The 16,996-nt window shown below is 73.5% G+C and carries 14 protein-coding genes; 11 read left to right on the top strand and 3 right to left on the bottom strand.

Annotated elements, in window-relative coordinates:
• Window positions 1-235 precede the first annotated feature (235 nt).
• Window positions 236-2,428, bottom strand: a complete 2,193-nt coding sequence (gene katG, locus IO33_RS0129140; RefSeq protein ID WP_031170378.1) for a catalase/peroxidase HPI — start codon at window positions 2,426-2,428, stop codon at window positions 236-238.
• A 366-nt stretch (window positions 2,429-2,794) separates the two neighbouring features.
• Between katG and IO33_RS0129135 the strand changes: the two genes are divergently transcribed.
• On the top strand, window positions 2,795-3,532 hold the full coding sequence (locus IO33_RS0129135) for a flavodoxin family protein (RefSeq protein WP_031170377.1): 738 nt from the start codon (window positions 2,795-2,797) through the stop codon (window positions 3,530-3,532).
• Window positions 3,533-3,660: 128 nt separating this feature from the next.
• Here IO33_RS0129135 and cpt read toward each other — a convergent pair whose 3' ends face one another.
• Both cpt and IO33_RS0129125 read right to left on the bottom strand, forming a co-directional pair.
• On the bottom strand, window positions 3,661-4,191 hold the full coding sequence (gene cpt / locus IO33_RS0129130) for a chloramphenicol phosphotransferase CPT (RefSeq protein ID WP_031170374.1): 531 nt from the start codon (window positions 4,189-4,191) through the stop codon (window positions 3,661-3,663).
• A gap of 85 nt (window positions 4,192-4,276) precedes the next feature.
• A complete protein-coding gene (locus IO33_RS0129125) occupies window positions 4,277-5,539 on the bottom strand; it encodes an MFS transporter (protein ID WP_031170372.1) in 1,263 nt (420 codons plus the stop codon).
• Window positions 5,540-6,421: 882 nt separating this feature from the next.
• Here IO33_RS0129125 and IO33_RS0129120 point away from each other — a divergent pair.
• Genes IO33_RS0129120 through IO33_RS0129075 form a run of 10 tightly spaced genes read left to right on the top strand, consistent with a single transcriptional unit; the run spans window position 6,422 to window position 16,944 of the window.
• Window positions 6,422-7,393: an NAD-dependent epimerase/dehydratase family protein gene (locus IO33_RS0129120; RefSeq protein WP_031170370.1), complete on the top strand. Its 972-nt coding sequence runs from the start codon at window positions 6,422-6,424 to the stop codon at window positions 7,391-7,393.
• A gap of 52 nt (window positions 7,394-7,445) precedes the next feature.
• Window positions 7,446-9,080 carry a carbamoyltransferase family protein gene (locus tag IO33_RS0129115; RefSeq protein WP_031170367.1) on the top strand — a complete coding sequence of 545 codons (1,635 nt, stop codon included), beginning with the start codon at window positions 7,446-7,448 and terminating at the stop codon, window positions 9,078-9,080.
• Entirely contained in the window at window positions 9,077-10,072 is a 996-nt protein-coding gene (locus IO33_RS0129110; RefSeq protein WP_031170365.1) for a glycosyltransferase family 2 protein, read from the top strand. Before IO33_RS0129115 ends, IO33_RS0129110 begins: the two co-directional genes overlap by 4 nt.
• Window positions 10,069-10,611, top strand: a complete 543-nt coding sequence (locus IO33_RS0129105) for a D-glycero-alpha-D-manno-heptose-1,7-bisphosphate 7-phosphatase (protein ID WP_037686205.1) — start codon at window positions 10,069-10,071, stop codon at window positions 10,609-10,611. The genes IO33_RS0129110 and IO33_RS0129105 overlap by 4 nt, the downstream gene beginning before the upstream one ends.
• Complete coding sequence (locus IO33_RS0129100; protein WP_031170361.1) at window positions 10,608-11,615, top strand: glycosyltransferase family 9 protein; 1,008 nt, start codon at window positions 10,608-10,610, stop codon at window positions 11,613-11,615. The genes IO33_RS0129105 and IO33_RS0129100 overlap by 4 nt, the downstream gene beginning before the upstream one ends.
• Window positions 11,612-12,574 (top strand): glycosyltransferase, encoded by a 963-nt coding sequence (locus IO33_RS0129095; RefSeq protein WP_031170359.1) that lies wholly within the window; start codon window positions 11,612-11,614, stop codon window positions 12,572-12,574. Before IO33_RS0129100 ends, IO33_RS0129095 begins: the two co-directional genes overlap by 4 nt.
• Window positions 12,571-13,806 (top strand): glycosyltransferase, encoded by a 1,236-nt coding sequence (locus IO33_RS0129090; protein WP_031170357.1) that lies wholly within the window; start codon window positions 12,571-12,573, stop codon window positions 13,804-13,806. The genes IO33_RS0129095 and IO33_RS0129090 overlap by 4 nt, the downstream gene beginning before the upstream one ends.
• Window positions 13,803-14,477, top strand: coding sequence for a D-sedoheptulose-7-phosphate isomerase (locus tag IO33_RS0129085; RefSeq protein WP_051927018.1), 675 nt, complete (start codon window positions 13,803-13,805; stop codon window positions 14,475-14,477). Before IO33_RS0129090 ends, IO33_RS0129085 begins: the two co-directional genes overlap by 4 nt.
• Window positions 14,474-15,925: a D-glycero-beta-D-manno-heptose 1-phosphate adenylyltransferase gene (gene rfaE2 / locus IO33_RS0129080; RefSeq protein ID WP_031170352.1), complete on the top strand. Its 1,452-nt coding sequence runs from the start codon at window positions 14,474-14,476 to the stop codon at window positions 15,923-15,925. Before IO33_RS0129085 ends, rfaE2 begins: the two co-directional genes overlap by 4 nt.
• Window positions 15,922-16,944, top strand: a complete 1,023-nt coding sequence (locus IO33_RS0129075) for a glycosyltransferase family 9 protein (RefSeq protein ID WP_051927017.1) — start codon at window positions 15,922-15,924, stop codon at window positions 16,942-16,944. The genes rfaE2 and IO33_RS0129075 overlap by 4 nt, the downstream gene beginning before the upstream one ends.
• The last annotated feature ends 52 nt before the right edge of the window (window positions 16,945-16,996 follow it).

The following is a 16,996-nucleotide window of genomic DNA, read 5'->3' as shown; positions in this document are numbered from 1 at the left end:
GCCGGCTGTGGAGGGCCGGGCCCAGAAGTCGCGCCGGGCTCCCGTGCTCCAGGCGGTGATCAGACCGTCCGCATCCACGGCTGCCGGTACGGGTTCGTGGGCCAGCCGTACGTCGACGGAAGCAGGCGACACGTCGACCTCCACGATCGACTGACCGCTTGCCCTGACGCGTGCAAGCACCCGCCTGCTTCCAGCCTTCCCCCGCCCCAGCGCTTCTCGACCGATACCGGTGGCTTCAGGCGAGGTCGAACCGGTCGAGATTCATCACCTTGTTCCACGCTGCCACGAAGTCACGCACGAACTTCTCTCCCGCATCCCGGGCCGCGTAGACCTCCGAAACGGCTCGGAGCTGGGAGTGCCCACCGAAGATCAGGTCGACGGCGGTGGCGGTCCACCTGACCTCGCCGGTGGCGCGATCCCGGCCTTCGAACACGTTCTCGTCCGTAGCCGACGCCTTCCACTCCGTGCCCATGTCGAGCAGATTGACGAAGAAGTCGTTGGTCAAGAGTCCCGGCCGGTGGGTGAAGACACCGTGGGGGGATCCCTTGAAGCCGGTGTTCATGGCCCGCATGCCGCCGATCAGCACCGTCATCTCGGGGGCGGTCAGCGTCAGCAGGTTGGCGCGGTCCAGCATGAGGGTCTCCGGCGACAGCTTCTCGCCCGCCGGAAGGTAGTTGCGGAAAGCGTCCGCCTTGGGCTCCAGCACGGCGAACGACTCCACGTCGGTCTGCTCCTGCGAGGCGTCCGTACGCCCCGGTGCGAACGGCACCGTGACGTCGTACCCGGCGTCCCTCGCGGCCTGCTCGACGGCCGCGCACCCGCCGAGGACGATCAGGTCGGCGAGGGAGACCCGCGTTCCGCCGGTCTGCGAGGCGTTGAAGTCCCGCTGGATCTCCTCGAGCGTGCGCAGTACCTCCGTCACCTCGGGGAGGGCGTTGAGCTCCCAGTCCTTCTGCGGCGCGAGCCGGATCCGTGCTCCGTTCGCCCCGCCGCGCTTGTCGGTGCCGCGGAAGCTCGCCGCCGACGCCCAGGCGGTGGTGACCAGCTGGGGGACGGAAAGGCCCGAGGCGAGGATCCTGCCCTTGAGGGCGGCGATGTCCTCGTCCCCGACCAGTTCGTGATCGACCGCGGGAACGGGGTCCTGCCACAGCTGCGGCTCGGGAATCCACGGGCCGAGGTAACGCGAGAGGGGTCCCATGTCGCGGTGCAGCAGCTTGTACCACGCCTTGGCGAACGCCACCGCGAGTTCGTCCGGGTTCTCGTGGAACCTCTTCGTGATCGGGCCGTAGACCGGGTCCACCTTCAGCGCGAGGTCCGTCGTCAGCATCATGGGGGCGTGCCGCTTCGACGGATCATGGGCGTCGGGCACGGTGTTCCGCGCCGCGGGGTCCGTGGGAGTCCACTGGTGGGCACCGGCGGGGCTGCTCGTCAGCTCCCACTCGTACCCGTAGAGATTGTCCAGGTACCCGTTGTCCCACATGGTCGGCTCGGTGGTCCATGCGCCCTCCAGGCCACTGGTGAGCGCGTGGGGGCCCGTGCCGCCGTCGTATGTGTTCCGCCAGCCGAGGCCCTGCTGCTCGATGGGGGCGGCCTCGGGTTCCGGGCCGATGTAACTGGCGTCGACCGCGCCATGGCACTTGCCGAAGGTGTGGCCGCCGACGATGAGTGCGACCGTCTCCTCGTCGTTCATCGCCATGCGCCCGAACGTCTCCCGGATGTCCCGGGCGGCGGCCATCGGGTCCGGGTTTCCGTTCGGCCCCTCCGGATTGACGTAGATCAGTCCCATCTGCACGGCGGCGAAAGGACCGGTGAGTTCCCTGTCGCCGCTGTAGCGCTCATCTCCGAGCCATGTGTCCTCGGGCCCCCAGAAGATCTCCTCGGGTTCCCAGATGTCCTGTCGCCCGAAACCGAATCCGAACGTCTTGAACCCCATGGATTCCATGGCACAGTTTCCGGCGAAGACCAGAAGATCGGCCCAGGAGATCTTCCGGCCGTACTTCTGTTTGACCGGCCAGAGCAGACGGCGCGCCTTGTCCAGGCTCGCGTTGTCGGGCCAGCTGTTGAGGGGGGCGAAGCGCTGTGCGCCGCTGCCGCCACCGCCGCGGCCATCCTCGATGCGGTACGTTCCCGCGGCGTGCCAGCTCATCCGGATGAAGAGCGGCCCGTAGTGGCCGTAGTCGGCAGGCCACCAGTCCTGGGATGTCGTCATCACCTCGAAGACGTCACGCTTCAGCGCGTCGACGTCGAGGGTCGCGAACTCCTTCGCGTAGTCGTAGTCCTCGTCCATCGGATTGGATCGGGGCGAATGCTGGTGGAGAACCTGAAGGTCCAGCTGATTCGGCCACCAGTCCCGGTTCGTCCTGGGCCGCCGCGTCGGTGTGGGCGTCGGTGAAGGGATTACCGGATTCTCGCTTTCACTGCCGGACATGCCCGTCCTTCTTCCTGTCTTGGTGTTCCTTCTGCCGGCTGCCGCTCTTTACGTCGTTGGTTTTGCTGGTGTCGAGGGCATCGACCCACACGATCAGCGCGCTATGGCGCCCGCCGGCTGGAAATGTGCGGGGCCGCGTCCGTATGGTCGCGTACCGCGGGCCACACCTCTATGAAACACGCGGAGCACCCGGCATGACAGACGTGAGAGCAGGGGCGGCCTTTCTGCTCGGTGCCGAGGTCGAATCCGGACCGCTCAGGGCCATTCGGAAGAGTTGTGGTGGCGGCCACCGCAGGCGGCCCGCACGCTGGGCGAAGCGGACTAGCCGCCGTGCACGGGTCGGCGGCAGAACTCTGGGAGGACCGTGTGACCGCTCCGTCGCCCGACACCGACGCACCTCCGGCGCGGTACGACGACCTGCGCGCCCTGGTGGTCAACTGCACCCTCAAACGGTCGCCGGAGACGAGCAACACCGAGGGGTTGATCCACCGGAGCACCACCATCCTGGACGGACAGGGGGTGCACGTCGACGTCGTACGGGCCGTGGACCACGACATCGCCACCGGTGTGTGGCCCGACATGCGCGAGCACGGCTGGGAGAGGGACGCCTGGCCCGAGCTGTACCGACAGGTCCTGGCGGCCGACATCCTCGTACTGGCCGGCCCCATCTGGCTGGGTGACAACAGCTCCGTGATGAAGCAGGTGATCGAGCGCCTCTATGCCTGCTCCAGCCTGCTCAACGAAGCCGGGCAGTACGCCTATTACGGCCGCGTCGGCGGCTGCCTGATCACCGGCAACGAGGACGGCGTCAAGCACTGCGCCATGAACGTCCTCTACAGTCTGCAGCACCTGGGCTACACCATCCCGCCGCAGGCGGACGCCGGATGGATCGGCGAGGCGGGGCCGGGCCCCTCGTACCTCGACCCCGGTTCGGGCGGACCGCAGAACGACTTCACCAACCGCAACACCACCTTCATGACCTGGAACCTGCTGCACCTGGCCCGCGCCCTGAAGGACCTGGGTGGCATTCCCGCCTATGGCAACCAGCGCACCGCCTGGGACGCCGGCTGCCGCCGCGACTACGAAAACCCCGAGCACCGGTAGCGCGATGCCGACGACCGGTACGGCATCCGCCCCAGGCGGCTCCTCGCCCAGAGGGATCACCCGCTACCCGGGGCCACGGCGAGGACCACGAGAGCCGCGGCCACAGCGGCAGGCAACCGGGCCGTCGATCACTTGACCTGTGCCGCGATGGTCCGTGCGCACTCCATCGCCTCCGCATGCGCGGTGTCCACCTCCAGGTCATAGGTCACGCCCTTGTGGACCACCTCTGCCTGAGACGCAGCCATCCCGATGGTCCGATCGCCTCGTGCCACCTCTCGGGCTGCAGCCACAGCGGCATCGCACCGGACGCCGACCCACAGCACCCGCAGTTCGCCCAGTGCTTTCTGCCAGCGCCGCTGTGAGGACGCCCCGCCGAGGAAGACCTCATCGACGATGATCCGGGCACCCGCACGGGCCATCGCGGCGACCCCCTCGATCCATGCGGCTTCGAGGGTTCGGAACTCCGGACCGATGGTCACTTCCCCGTCCGGGGCGAACTCGATTCCGCCATCCGACGCCTGCATGGACGCCGGCATCGCGTCAACCAGCGTGTCCGTCCCGAGGGCCAGCCACGGATCCGGCAGAACCGCCTGCAGACACCGGACGATCCCGGACTTCCCCGAGCTCGAGCCGCCGTTGACAACGATCACCTGAGTCATCACCGCGCCACAGTAGAGGCACCGGCACAACGCTGGAAACCGTGCTTCTCCCAGGGCGGCTGGGCCGGTCGCCGCGCCGAGGGCGTTACGCGGCCGTGCTCAGGGCCGCCCGGCCCGTGATGTCACAGTGTGGTGCGAGGGTTGCGGCCGGTCGCGGTGTGCGGCGGGTCCGCAGGACGAAGCCCGCTCCGATCGCGCCCACGATGATCAGCCCGCCGGTCACCAGGGCACCGCGGGCCCCGGCCAGTTCCATCAGCAGGCCGAGGAGGGGCGGGCCGCCGAGGCCCCAGACCGTGCCGATGCTGCTCCACACCCCGAGCACCCGCCCCCGCAGGTGAGCGGGCGGGTCTGTCTGCAGCACGGCGGTCCCGGCGGTGTCGGAGACCGACTCCACGACCGCCATCGGCAGGACCAGGACCAGCAGCACCGCCAGCGACGGGGACAGACCCGCCAGTGCCTGCAGGAGGGCGCCGGCGGCCGCGAGCGTGCCGACGAGCCGGACCGAGGGCCGGCGCAGCCGGGCACCGAGGACGGCGCCGAGGATGCCGCCGACGGCGAGCACCGTGGAGACCGTGCCGAAGGAACCGGCGCCGCCCGCCAGCGGCCCGGTCACGAGCACGGCCAGGGTGAGGCCGTAGTTACGGCCGAAGACCGAGCTGATCCCGGTGATCGCGGCGAGTGCGACCAGGCGGGGGCGACGGGCGAAGAAGAGCAGACCCTGGCGCACGGACATGTCGGGGCCGGACTCGGCACCCCTGTGCTCCGGTGCGGAGTGCCGCACGGCGGCGCGGCGGACGACGCCGGGCGCCGGGCGCAGGAACGGGACGACCGCGGCCACGAAGAGGAAGGACAGCCCGTTCGCGGCGTACGCGGCAGCCGTGCCGAGAAAGCCGACCGTGACGCCCGCCAGGGCGGTGCCCACGAGCCGGCCGGCATTGTGCACGAGCGCGCCGATTCCGATGGCCGAGGGCACGTCCTCCACCGGCACGAGGTCGTTGCCCAGCATGGCGCACGCGGGTCCGTCGACGGTGGCGATCACGCCGGTCACGGCGGCGAGCACCATCAGGGACGTCATGTCGAGCTGGTCCAGCGCCCCCAGCACCGCCGTCGTGAAGGCGACCGCGCCGAGCAGCGCCTGGCTGACGGCGGCGGTCAGCTTGACCGGCCAGCGGTCCACGGCCGTGCCGCCCAGCAGGCTCATGAACAGCGCGGGAGCGGCCTGGACCGACATCGAAAGGCCCGTGGCCGCGGCGGAGCCGGTGATCTGCAGGACGAGCAGGTTCTGCACGGTGAGCTGCATCCACGTGCCGGCGTTCGACAGGAAGTTGGCCACGGACCACCAGCGCATGCTGCGGTACCTCAGCGCACGCCAGGGCGAGCGGGAGGCGGGGGCGGCGGGGCCGGCGGCCGTTTTCGGCGCAGGGGAGGGCGGGGCAGGGGTGAAAGACACAGTGCGGTACCCGGCAACGAGGCGTTGGAGGAGGGACAGGGGGAACCGGGATCACCGGCTGCACTGCGCGGCGGTTCCACCGAGTCGGTCACGGCGCGGACCATCGTGACAGACGAGAGCCCCGGACCGACGACGCCCGCCTTCCCGCGTCGGTGTTCCGGGCATCAACTTCCGTGAGAGGCCGGCCCTTTGGGGGCCGAGTGGGGTTCCTCACAGGGGCCGGGACGGGGCAGGACGAGGCGGCCCGCCGGGCGGGGCCGGAGAGGCGACGGGGGCCGACGGGCGGGGCTGACGGGCGGGGCCGACGGCGGGACGGGCTCAGCTGTCCGCTCCCACCCGAAGCGTTCTGGCCCCGGCCGCGGCCGGGCCGTGATCGCCCCACGTACGCGCCGGTGATCACGTCTCTGCTCCACGGCCCTCACCCGCCCGGCCATCGGCGCAGGTCAGAGCAGCTGCGCCGCAGCCTCCCGGGGCGCCTCGGCAGTCGACGGACCCACGGCGGGAGTGGCGGACCTCACCGGATCGCCGCACAGTGAGAATCAACGTGTGAAAACAACTGACCCGGGAACCCCGGTCAGTGCGGCGTCCAGAAAGAGGCGTCCGACCAGGGCGGTCCCGCAGCTCCTGTGATCAGCGCGACCAGCCCGTCCACCTCTCGGGAACGACCGGCGACGGCTCTTCGAAGCCCGCCGACGCCCACAAAAAGCCTCCTGTACCGCGTGCCGGTGTGCTCCCGGTGGTCCCGCGCCCCGGCGGCCGAGCGCGGACGAAGGAAGATCCATGCCTGCTGTCTCGATCTCCCCGTGGCGCCGTGCCCTGGTGACCGGCGGCGCCGGCTTCCTCGGCAGTCATCTGTGCGAGCGCCTGCTGGATTCGGATGTCGAAGTCGACTGCGCCGACAACCTGTCCTCAGGAGCCCGCGACAACATCACGCACCTGCGGGCGCGGCGCGGATTCCGCTTCGTCGAGTGCGACGTGTCGGCGCCGGAATCCCCCCAGCGGCTCCCCGGTCCGTACGACCTCGTCCTGCACTTCGCGTGCCCCGCCTCGCCCGCCGACTATCTCCGGCTGCCGCTGGAGACGCTCGACGTGGGCAGCCTGGGCACCCGCAACGTGCTGGCCGTGGCGGAGCGTGACGGAGCCCGCTTCCTGCTCGCCTCGACGTCCGAGGTGTACGGCGATCCCCTGCAGCATCCGCAGCGCGAGGACTACTGGGGCAACGTCAACCCGGTGGGTCCGCGCAGCGTGTACGACGAGTCCAAACGGTTCGCCGAGGCGCTGGTCACCGCCCATGCGCGGGCGAGGGGCGCCGACGCGGGCATCGTGCGCCTGTTCAACACGTACGGGCCGCGCATGCGGGCGCACGACGGGCGCGCCGTCCCCACGTTCGTCAGCCAGGCACTGGCGGGCGAACCGCTGACGGTCGCGGGCGACGGACGCCAGACGCGGTCCCTGTGCTACGTGGACGACACCGTGGAGGGCGTCCTGCTGGTCGCGGGGAGCCACTCGGTGCGCCCCGTCAACATCGGAGGCAGCGACGAGGTCACGGTCCGCGAGATCGCCCAGCGCGTCGTCGAACTGACCGGATCCTCCTCCCGCATCGTCTACGTCGACCGCCCGGTCGACGATCCGCAGCGACGCCGGCCCGACACGGCACTGGCGCGTGAACTCCTGGGGTGGACACCACGCGTGCCCTGGGAGGAGGGCATCAAGCAGACCATCGCCTACTTCGCCACGGCCCCGCGCGGGTGAACCGGCCCCGTAGGCGACACCGCCCTTACCCGTACGCACACGGAGGCATCGCATGCGTGTCCTCGGGGTCAACGCCCTCTTCCACGACCCTGCCGCGGCCCTGGTCGTGGACGGCAGCATCGTGGCCGCAGCGGAGGAGGAACGCTTCAGCCGACGCAAGCACGGCAAGCGGCCCGTCCCCTTCTCCGCCTGGGAACTGCCCGAACTGTCCGCCCGATGGTGCCTGGAGCGGGCCGGGCTGACTCCGGCAGACCTGGACGCGGTCGCCTACTCGTACGACCCCCGTCTCTCCCGCCCCGCTGAGCGACTGGGGCTGCACGACCCCTGGGACCACCTGCGCCAGGAATACGCCCGCCGTGCCCCCGAGTTCCTCGCCGAGGCCCTGCCGGGACTGAACCCGGGCAAGGTCCACTTCGTCGCCCACCACATCGCCCACGCGGCCTCCGCGGGCCTGGCCGCCCCGTATCCCGACAGCGCCGTGCTGGTCCTGGACGGCCGCGGCGAATGTGGCTCCCACCTCGCCGGCCGCTACGCCAACCGTGAACTGACCGTGCTGGGCTCCCAGTCGCTGCCCGACTCGATGGGCCTGTTCTACGAGGACCTCACCGAGCACCTCGGATTCCTGCGCAGCAGCGACGAGTTCAAGGTGATGGCGCTGGCCTCGTACGGCGAGCCCCGCTACCTCGACCGGCTGCGCGCGTACGTCCACCTGGACGGCCACGGCGGATTCCGGGCCCGCCCCGTGCCGTGGGCGTCCCTGGTCCCGGCGCGCCCGGCGGGCGGCGCGTGGACGCAGGACCACGCCGACATCGCCGCCAGCGCGCAGGCGTGCCTGGAGGAGGTCCTGCTGGGCCTCGCGCGCCGGCTGCACGACCGTACCGGTGAGGAGGTGCTGACGCTCGCCGGTGGTGTGGCGCTCAACTGCGTGGCCAACACCCGGCTGCACCGGGAGACGCCCTTCCGCCGTATCTGGGTGCAGCCCGCCGCCGGGGACGCGGGCACCGCACTCGGCGCGGCACTCCATGTCGCCTACCAGAAGGAGGCCGTGGAGGCCATGCCGACCGCGGCCCTCGGCCGCGGCTGGAGCGACACCGAGCTGCGCGCCTGGCTGGACCGCTCCGCCGTGCCCTACGAGGAGCCCGACGACATCGCCGAGACGGTCGCCGCGGAACTCGCCGGGGACGGCATCGTGGCCTGGTTCCAGGGCCGCAGCGAGTACGGGCCCCGGGCACTCGGGCACCGCTCGCTGCTGGCCCACCCCGGCCGTGCGGCGAACCTGGAGCGCCTCAACGCCGTGAAGGGCCGCGAGGAGTTCCGCCCCGTCGCCCCGATGGTGCTCGCCGACCGCGCCGGGGAGATCTTCGACGGGCCGCTTCCCAGCCCCTACATGCTCTTCGTGCACGAGGTCGCCGACGCCTGGCGGGCCCGCATTCCGGCCGTCGTCCACGTGGACGGCACGGCCCGCATCCAGACCGTGGACCGGCGCGACGAACCGCTGGTGGCCCGCATGATCGACGGTTTCGAGCGCCTGACCGGACTGCCGGTCGTGGTCAACACGAGCCTCAACACGGCCGGGCGGCCCATGGTCGACGACCCCCGCGACGCCCTGGAGTGCTTCGGCTCCGCGCCCGTGGACCTGCTCGCCCTCGGCCCGTTCGCCGTCCGGCGGAAGAAGGTGTTCGCATGACGGACCCGCTCGCCTACTCCGTCGTCATCCCGACGATCGGGCGCCCCTGTCTGGCCGACTGCCTGCACGCGCTGGCCCTGGCCGAGGGCCGCCCGCCCGAGGAGATCGTCGTGGTCGACGACCGCCGCGAGCCCACCGGCCCGCTGCCCCTGGAAGCGGCCGGCGAGCTGCGCGGACGGCTGCGGACCCTGCGCACCGCGGGACGCGGACCGGCGGCCGCGCGCAACTCCGGCTGGCGCAGCGTCCGTACGCCGTGGACCGTCTTCCTCGACGACGACGTCCAGGTACTGCCCGACTGGTCCCGCCGCCTGGCCGAGGACCTCGGCGCGGCCGGTGCCGCCACCGGCGGCGTCCAGGGACGACTGCGCGTACCCCTGCCCGAGGACCGCCGCCCCACCGACTGGGAACGCGGTACGGCCGGACTGGAGCAGGCCGCCTGGGCCACCGCGGACATGGCCTACCGCACGGCGGCACTGGTGGACGTCCAGGGCTTCGACGAACGGTTCCCGCGGGCCTTCCGGGAGGACGCCGACCTGGCGCTGCGCATGCAGGACGCCGGTTGGTCACTGCACCGGGGAGGACGGCAGACCCGCCACCCGGTGCGGTCCGCCGATCCCTGGGTGTCGGTGCGGGCCCAGCGCGGCAACGCGGACGACGCCCTCATGACCCGGCTGCACGGCGCCGACTGGTGGGCCCGCGCCCGGGCACCGCGCGGACGCCTGCCCCGGCACGCGCTCGTGACGTCCACGGCGCTCACGGCATGCGGGCTCGCGCTGGCCGGCCGTCGCCGCGCCGCCGGGGTCCTGGGAGCCCTGTGGGCACTGGGCACGGCCGAGTTCGCCCTGGCCCGCATCCGGCCCGGACCGCGCACCGCACGGGAGATCGCCACCATGGCCGCCACCAGCGTGGTCATCCCGCCGCTCGCGACGCGCCACTGGATCGACGGACTGATCCGCCACCGGCGGGCCACGGCCCTGAGGAGCCCGCAGTGACCCCGCGGACCCTCGCCGCAGTCCTCTTCGACCGCGACGGAACCCTCATCGAGGACGTCCCCTACAACGGCGACCCCGCGCGTGTGCGCCCGCTGCCCGGTGCACGGCACGCGGTGGACCTGCTGCGCGCGGCCGGCATCCCGGCCGGCGTGGTCAGCAACCAGTCGGGCATCGGCCGCGGACTGCTCACGGACGCCGACGTGCGCCGCGTCAACGACCGCGCGGACGCGCTGCTCGGCGGCCTGGACACCTGGCTCTACTGCCCGCACGTGTCCGAAGCCGGCTGCCCCTGCCGCAAACCCCGCCCGGGGCTGGTGGTCGAGGCCGCACGACGCCTGGGCGTGGCCCCCGCGCACTGCGTGGTGATCGGGGACATCTCGGCCGACGTCGAGGCCGCCCGCGCCGCGGGCGCCCGAGGCGTGCTGGTGCCCAACGCGGCGACCCGGCCGACGGAGATCCGCACGGCCCCCGACACCGCCCCCGACCTGGTCACCGCGGTCCGCCGGCTCCTCGCCGGGAGGCGGGGTGATCGCCCGTGAAGGCACTGGTCGTACGCCTGGACAGCTTCGGCGACGTCCTGCTCGCCGGGCCCGCGGTCCGCGCCGTCGCGGCGCACTCGTCCCACGTCACCCTGCTGTGCGGCCCCCGCGGCGAACCCGCCGCGCGACTGCTGCCCGGCGTCGACGACGTGATCGTGTGGGACGCCCCCTGGGAGGGCTTCGACCCGCCCACCGTCCGGGAGGCCGACGTCGAGGGCCTCGTCCGGCGCCTGCGGGGCGCGGCGTTCGACGCCGCGCTCGTCCTCACCTCCTTCCACCAGAGCCCCCTGCCCACCGCCCTGCTGCTGCGCCTGGCCGACGTCCGGCGTATCGGCGCCGACAGCGTCGACCACCCCGGCCGCCTGCTCGACGTACGGCACCGGCGGCTGCCCGGCCGGCACGAGGCCGAGGCCGCCCTGGACACGGCCGCCGCCATGGGCTTCCCGCCGCACCCCGGTGACGACGGCCGCCTGCGGGTGCTGCCACCGCCCGACACCGTCGCCCTCACCGGCAACGGACCGTACGTGGTGCTCCACCCCGGCGCCAGCGCGCCCGCCCGCGCCTGGAGCCCGCAACGCTGCGTCGAAGCCGTCGAGTCGCTCGTGTACGCCGGGCACCGGGTGGTCGTCACCGGAGGCCCCGACGAGACCGCCCTCACCCGCGAGGTCGCCGGCGACCTCGCCGTGGACCTCGGCGGCCGGACCGTCCCGCGCACGCTCGCCGGCGTCCTGCGCGACGCCGGCGTCGTGGTCTGCGGCAACACGGGGCCCGCCCATCTGGCCGCGGCCGTCGGCACACCGGTCGTGTCCCTGTTCGCTCCCGTGGTGCCGGCCGAGCGGTGGGCGCCGTACGGCGTGCCGAGCGTGCTCCTCGGGGACCAGAACGCGCCGTGCGCGGACACCAGGGCCTGCCACTGCCCCGTATCCGGCCATCCGTGCCTCGACGAGGTCACCGCCCAGGACGTGGTGGCCGCGGTGCACAAACTCCTGGGGGAGACGACATGAACGTACTCGTCTGGCACGTACACGGCTCCTGGCTGACCTCGTTCGTCCAGGGCGCGTACACCTTCCTCGTGCCCGTGACACCCGACCGGGGACCGGACGGGCTCGGGCGCGCCAGAACATGGCACTGGCCGCCCACCGTGAGGGAGTTGAGCCCCACCGAGCTGCGCGAGGCCGACATCGGCCTGATGGTGCTGCAACGGCCGCACGAGCTGGACCTGGCCCGGCGGTGGACAGGACGCCGCCCGGGCATCGACGTGCCCGCCGTGTACGTCGAGCACAACAGCCCGCACCTCACGCCCGCGGACACCCGGCACCCGCTGGCCGACCGGTCCGACATCACCCTCGTCCACGTCACCCACTTCAACCGGCTGATGTGGGACAACGGCCGGGCCCCCACCACGGTCGTGGAGCACGGAATCATCGACCCCGGACACCTGTGGACCGGCGACGAGCCGCGCGCCGCCGTCGTGGTCAACGACCCCGTACGGCGCGGCCGCACCACAGGAACGGACCTGCTGCCCGAGTTCGCACGAGCGGTGCCGCTGGACGTCTTCGGCATGCGCACCGAAGCCCTCGCCGACCACCTCGCACTGCCGCCCGACCGGCTCCGCAGCCGCGACCTGCCCCAGGGCCGCCTGCACCCGGCGATGGCCCGCTGCCGCCTGTATCTGCATCCCGTGCGCTGGACGTCGCTCGGACTGTCCCTGCTGGAGGCGATGTTCCTGGGAATGCCCGTCGTCGCCCTCGACACCACCGAGGTGCGCGAGGCCGTACCGGAGGGCGCCGGTGTGGTGTCCAACCGGCTCGACGTGCTCCGGGACGCCATGCGTGGATTCCTCGCGGATCCCGTGGCCGCCCGGCTGGCAGGGGAGGCCGCCAGGGCCGCGGCACAGGCCCGCTACGGAGAGCGGCGCTTCCGGGACGACTGGGAGCGCCTGATCAAGGAGGTCACCCGATGAGCACCAGCCACCCCTCGGCCGGCCGCGTCGCCATGGTCTCGGAGCACGCCAGTCCGCTGGCCGCGCTCGGCGGACCGGACGCGGGCGGGCAGAACGTGTACGTGGCCCAACTCGCCGGGCGACTGGTCCGCCGGGGCCACGACGTGGTCGTGTACACCCGGCGTGACGACCCCCGGCTGCCGGAGCGGGTCACCACACCCGACGGGTTCCAGGTCGTCCATGTGCCCGCCGGACCGGCGGCCCCCATACCGAAGGACGAACTGCCGCCGTACATGCCGGAGTTCGGGGAGTTCCTCGCGCGTCAGTGGGCCGCGGACCCCCCCGACGTGGTGCACGCCCACTTCTGGATGTCCGGATGGGCGGCGCTGTCCGGCGCGGACGGCCTCGGCATCCCCGTCGTGCAGACCTACCACGCCCTCGGCACCGTGAAGAGGCGCTACCAGGGCGCCGCCGACACCAGCCCGCCGGAACGGATCGCGATCGAGACGGCCGTGGGACGGGCCTGCAGCCGCATCATCGCGACCTGCGAGGACGAGGTGACCGAACTGGAGGCCATGGGCCTGTCACGCCGGCACATCTCCGTCGTCCCCTGCGGCGTGGACCCCGAGCAGTTCGCCCCCGTCCCCGACGCCCGCCGGCCCGCGTCCGCGCCCCGGCGGCTGCTCGCGGTCGGCCGGCTCGTGCCCCGCAAGGGCTTCGACCGCGCGATCCGCGCCCTGGCGGACGTCCCCGACGCCGAACTCCTCATCGCGGGCGGACCCGAGCCCGCCCTCCTCCTCGCCGAACCCGAGGCCGAGCGGCTGCGCGCCGTCGCCGACGAGTACGGCGTGGCCGACCGGGTGACCCTGCTCGGCGGGGTGGGCCGGGAGCGGATGCCGGGGCTGATGTCCGGCGCGGACCTCGTGCTGTCCCTGCCCCGGTACGAGCCGTTCGGCATCGTGCCGGTCGAGGCCATGGCCTGCTGCGCGCCCGTCCTCGCCACCGCCGTCGGCGGCCAGCTCGACACCGTCGTGGACGGCGTCACCGGCGTCCTGGTCCCGGCCGACGACGACCACGACATCAGCGCGACCGTCCGCCGGCTCCTGGCCGACCCGGAGCTGCGCGCCCGCTACGGCGCCCAGGGGCGCCGCCGCGTCCTGGCCCGCTACACCTGGGCCCGCGTGGCCGAAGGCGTCACCCGCGCCTACAGCGCCGTCTCCTCCGTCCCCTCGCTCTCGGGAGCCCTGCGATGAAACTCGCCACCGACGCCACCCACTGTGACGAACTGATGAAGGCGCTCGAGGGATTCCGCCGGCACGCCGGGCCCGTGGCACAGCGCTGGGGCACCCTGCTCGCCTCCCGTCTCGGGGCCGGGTCCCGTCTCCTCGTCGCCGGCAACGGCGGCAGCGCGGCCCAGGCCCAGCACCTCACCGCCGAACTGGTGGGCCGTTACCGGGAGGACCGCCCGCCGTTCTCCGCCCTCGCGCTGCACGCGGACACCTCCACCACGACCGCCGTCGCCAACGACTACGGCGTCCAGGAGATCTTCGCCCGGCAGGTCGCGGCGCACGGCCGCGCCGGCGACGTCCTGGCGCTGCTGTCCACCAGCGGCGCCAGCGCCAACCTGCTCGTCGCCGCGAACACGGCCCACCGCCTCGGCATGACGGTGTGGGCCCTGACCGGCCCGGCGCCGAACCCACTGGCCGGTGCCGCGGACGAGGCCCTGTGCGTCGACGCGGCAACCTCCGCCACGGTCCAGGAACTGCACCTCGTGGCGGTCCACATGCTCTGCGAGGCCTTCGACCGGACGATCGAACGCCAGGTGCCGGGGGACAGGCAGCGGCGCAACGGCGAACGCCCGGCGGCCGAGAGCCGACGGGCCGCGGCGCCCCGGGCGTTCGCCGGCGGAGAGCAGGGCGTATGACCTCCCCGGCCCCCCTGCTCGTCGTCGGAGACGCCCTGCTCGATCACGACGTCCGCGGCCGGGTCGAGCGACTCGCCCCCGACGCGCCCGTCCCCGTCGTCAGCGGGCCCCGACGCACCACCCGGCCCGGCGGTGCCGCGCTGGCCGCCTGGCTCGCCGCGGCCGACGGCCGACCGGTCACCCTGGTCACCGCGCTGGGCGACGACCCGGACAGCGCCTGTCTGCGCGGGCTCCTGGCCGGCCGGGTCGACCTGGTGGAGATCCCCCTCGCCGGCACCCTGTCCAGCAAGACGCGCGTCCTCGCGGCCGGCCGGCCGCTGCTGCGCCTGGACGAGGGCGAGGGAAGAGCCCGGGAGGGGACGGAGCCGGCGCGCCGGGCCATCGCCGCGGCCAGGGCCGTCCTGGTCGCCGACTACGGCCGGGGGACCGCGGACGTGCTGCGCGAGGCACTGGCCTCCGTCGCGGCCCGGGTGCCGGTGGCCTGGGACCCACATCCGCGTGGCCGGCCACCGGTACCCGGCGTCCGGCTGGCCACGCCGTCCGCCGCCGAGGCACATGTCTTCGCGGGCGGCGCCGCGGCCACCGGGCAGCCCGAGCCCGGCAGCGAACTGCACACGGCGGCCCAGGACGCCGGCCGGCTGGTCCGCACCTGGCGCGCCGCCACGGTGGCCGTCACGCTCGGCGGGCGCGGGGCGCTGCTCTCGCACGGCGAGACACCGCTGCTCGTGCCCTCGCCGGTCACCGCCGAGGGCGATGCGTGCGGAGCCGGGGACCGGTTCGCGGCGACCGCCGCCGGACTCCTGGCCGACGGCGAACTCGTCGAGACGGCCGTACGGGAAGCCGTGCACGCCGCCACCCGCTACGTCGCCGAAGGCGGCGTCCGGTCCGTCGCCGTGGACACCACGCCGGGCGGGCCCGCGGCCCAGCCGACCGACGACGAGCCGACGGACGACGCCCTGCGGACCGCCGCCCGGGTGCGGGCCGCGGGCGGCACCGTCGTCGCCGCCGGAGGCTGCTTCGACCTGCTGCACGCCGGCCATGTGGCGCTGCTCCAGGCCGCCCGCCGTACCGGGGACTGCCTGGTGGTGTGCATCAACTCCGATGCCTCGGTACGCCGCCGCAAGGGCGCCGGCCGGCCGCTCGTCCCGGAGGCGGACCGGATCCGCGTCCTGCGGGCACTGGAGTGCGTCGACGCCGTCGCCGTGTTCGACGAGGACACACCCGAACGGCTCCTCACCGAGATCCGCCCGCACATCTGGGCCAAGGGCGGCGACTACGCCAGGACCCGGCTGCCGGAGGCGTCCGTGGTGCAGAGCTGGGGCGGCCAGGTCGTCCTCTTCCCCTACCTCGACGGCCGCTCCACCACGAGCATCGCCGAGCGAGCCGCCCTCACCCCGCCGACGGGCACCCCGGCACAGGCCGCGAGCGGCGGAAGGAGGCCACGGTGACGGATCCGGCCCAGCGGCACCGCGTGCTGGTGCTGCGCGCGCTCGGCCTGGGCGATCTGCTGGCCGGCGTGCCCGCACTGCGGGGCGTACGGCGGGCCTTCGCCCGGGACCGCGTCGTGCTCGCCCTGCCGCCCTCCCTCCGGGAGGCGGCCCTGGCCACCGGAGCCGTCGACAGCGTCCTGCCGGCCGAGGCGCCCGGCCGGGCCGTGCCGTCGCTCGGCCGGTGGACCGGGCCGCCGCCGGACATCGCCATCGACCTGCACGGCAACGGGCCCGAGAGCCGCGACGCGCTCGCCGCACTCGCCCCCCGACGGCTGCTCGCCCACGCCGCGGCGCCCGAACCCGGGCTCGGCCGGCCTCCCGTGTGGCGGCCGGACGAGCACGAGCGCGAGCGGTGGTGCCGCTTCCTCGGGGCCTACGGCATAGCCGCCGACCCCGGCGACGTACGGCTGCCCCGGCCCGTCACGCCCTCCCCGGCGCCGGGCGCCGTCGTGGTCCATCCCGGCGCCGAGTCCGCCGCCCGGCGCTGGCCCGCCGAGCGGTACGCCGTCGTCGTACGGCGCCTGCGAGCCCTCGGCCGGCGGGTCGTCCTCACCGGTGGGCCGGGCGAGGACACACTGGTCACCGACATCGCCGAACGCGCCGGCCTGCCCGCCCGCCACCTGCTGCGCGGTGGGCTGCCGTTCGACGCGCTGTCGGCCCTGGTCGCCCACGCCCCGCTCGTCGTCAGCGGGGACACCGGCCTGGCCCATCTGGCGGTGGCCCACGGCACGCCTTCCGTGACGCTCTTCGGCCCGGTCTCGCCCCGGCTGTGGGGGCCCCCGCGCCTCGCCCGTCATCTCGCGCTGTGGCACCCCGGACCGCCGGGCGATCCGCACGGTGACGTGCCCGATCCGCAGCTGCTGCAAATCGGCGCCGACGAGGTCACCGCCGCCGCGCTGAGCCTGCTGCGCCCCGCCGGGACCAGCGCACGGCCACGGAAGGGAGACACCCCTCGTGGCACGGCAGTCCGCCCCTGACGCGCCACCCGGCCGGGCCGACGGCCCCGACGGACGGGTCACGGTCGCGGTG

Origin of the sequence: Streptomyces durhamensis (genome assembly GCF_000725475.1) — a bacterium.
Classification (GTDB): Bacteria; Actinomycetota; Actinomycetes; order Streptomycetales; family Streptomycetaceae; genus Streptomyces; species Streptomyces filipinensis.
The sequence above is the reverse complement of the archived record's forward strand: the minus strand, read 5'-3'. Positions and strand labels throughout refer to the sequence as shown.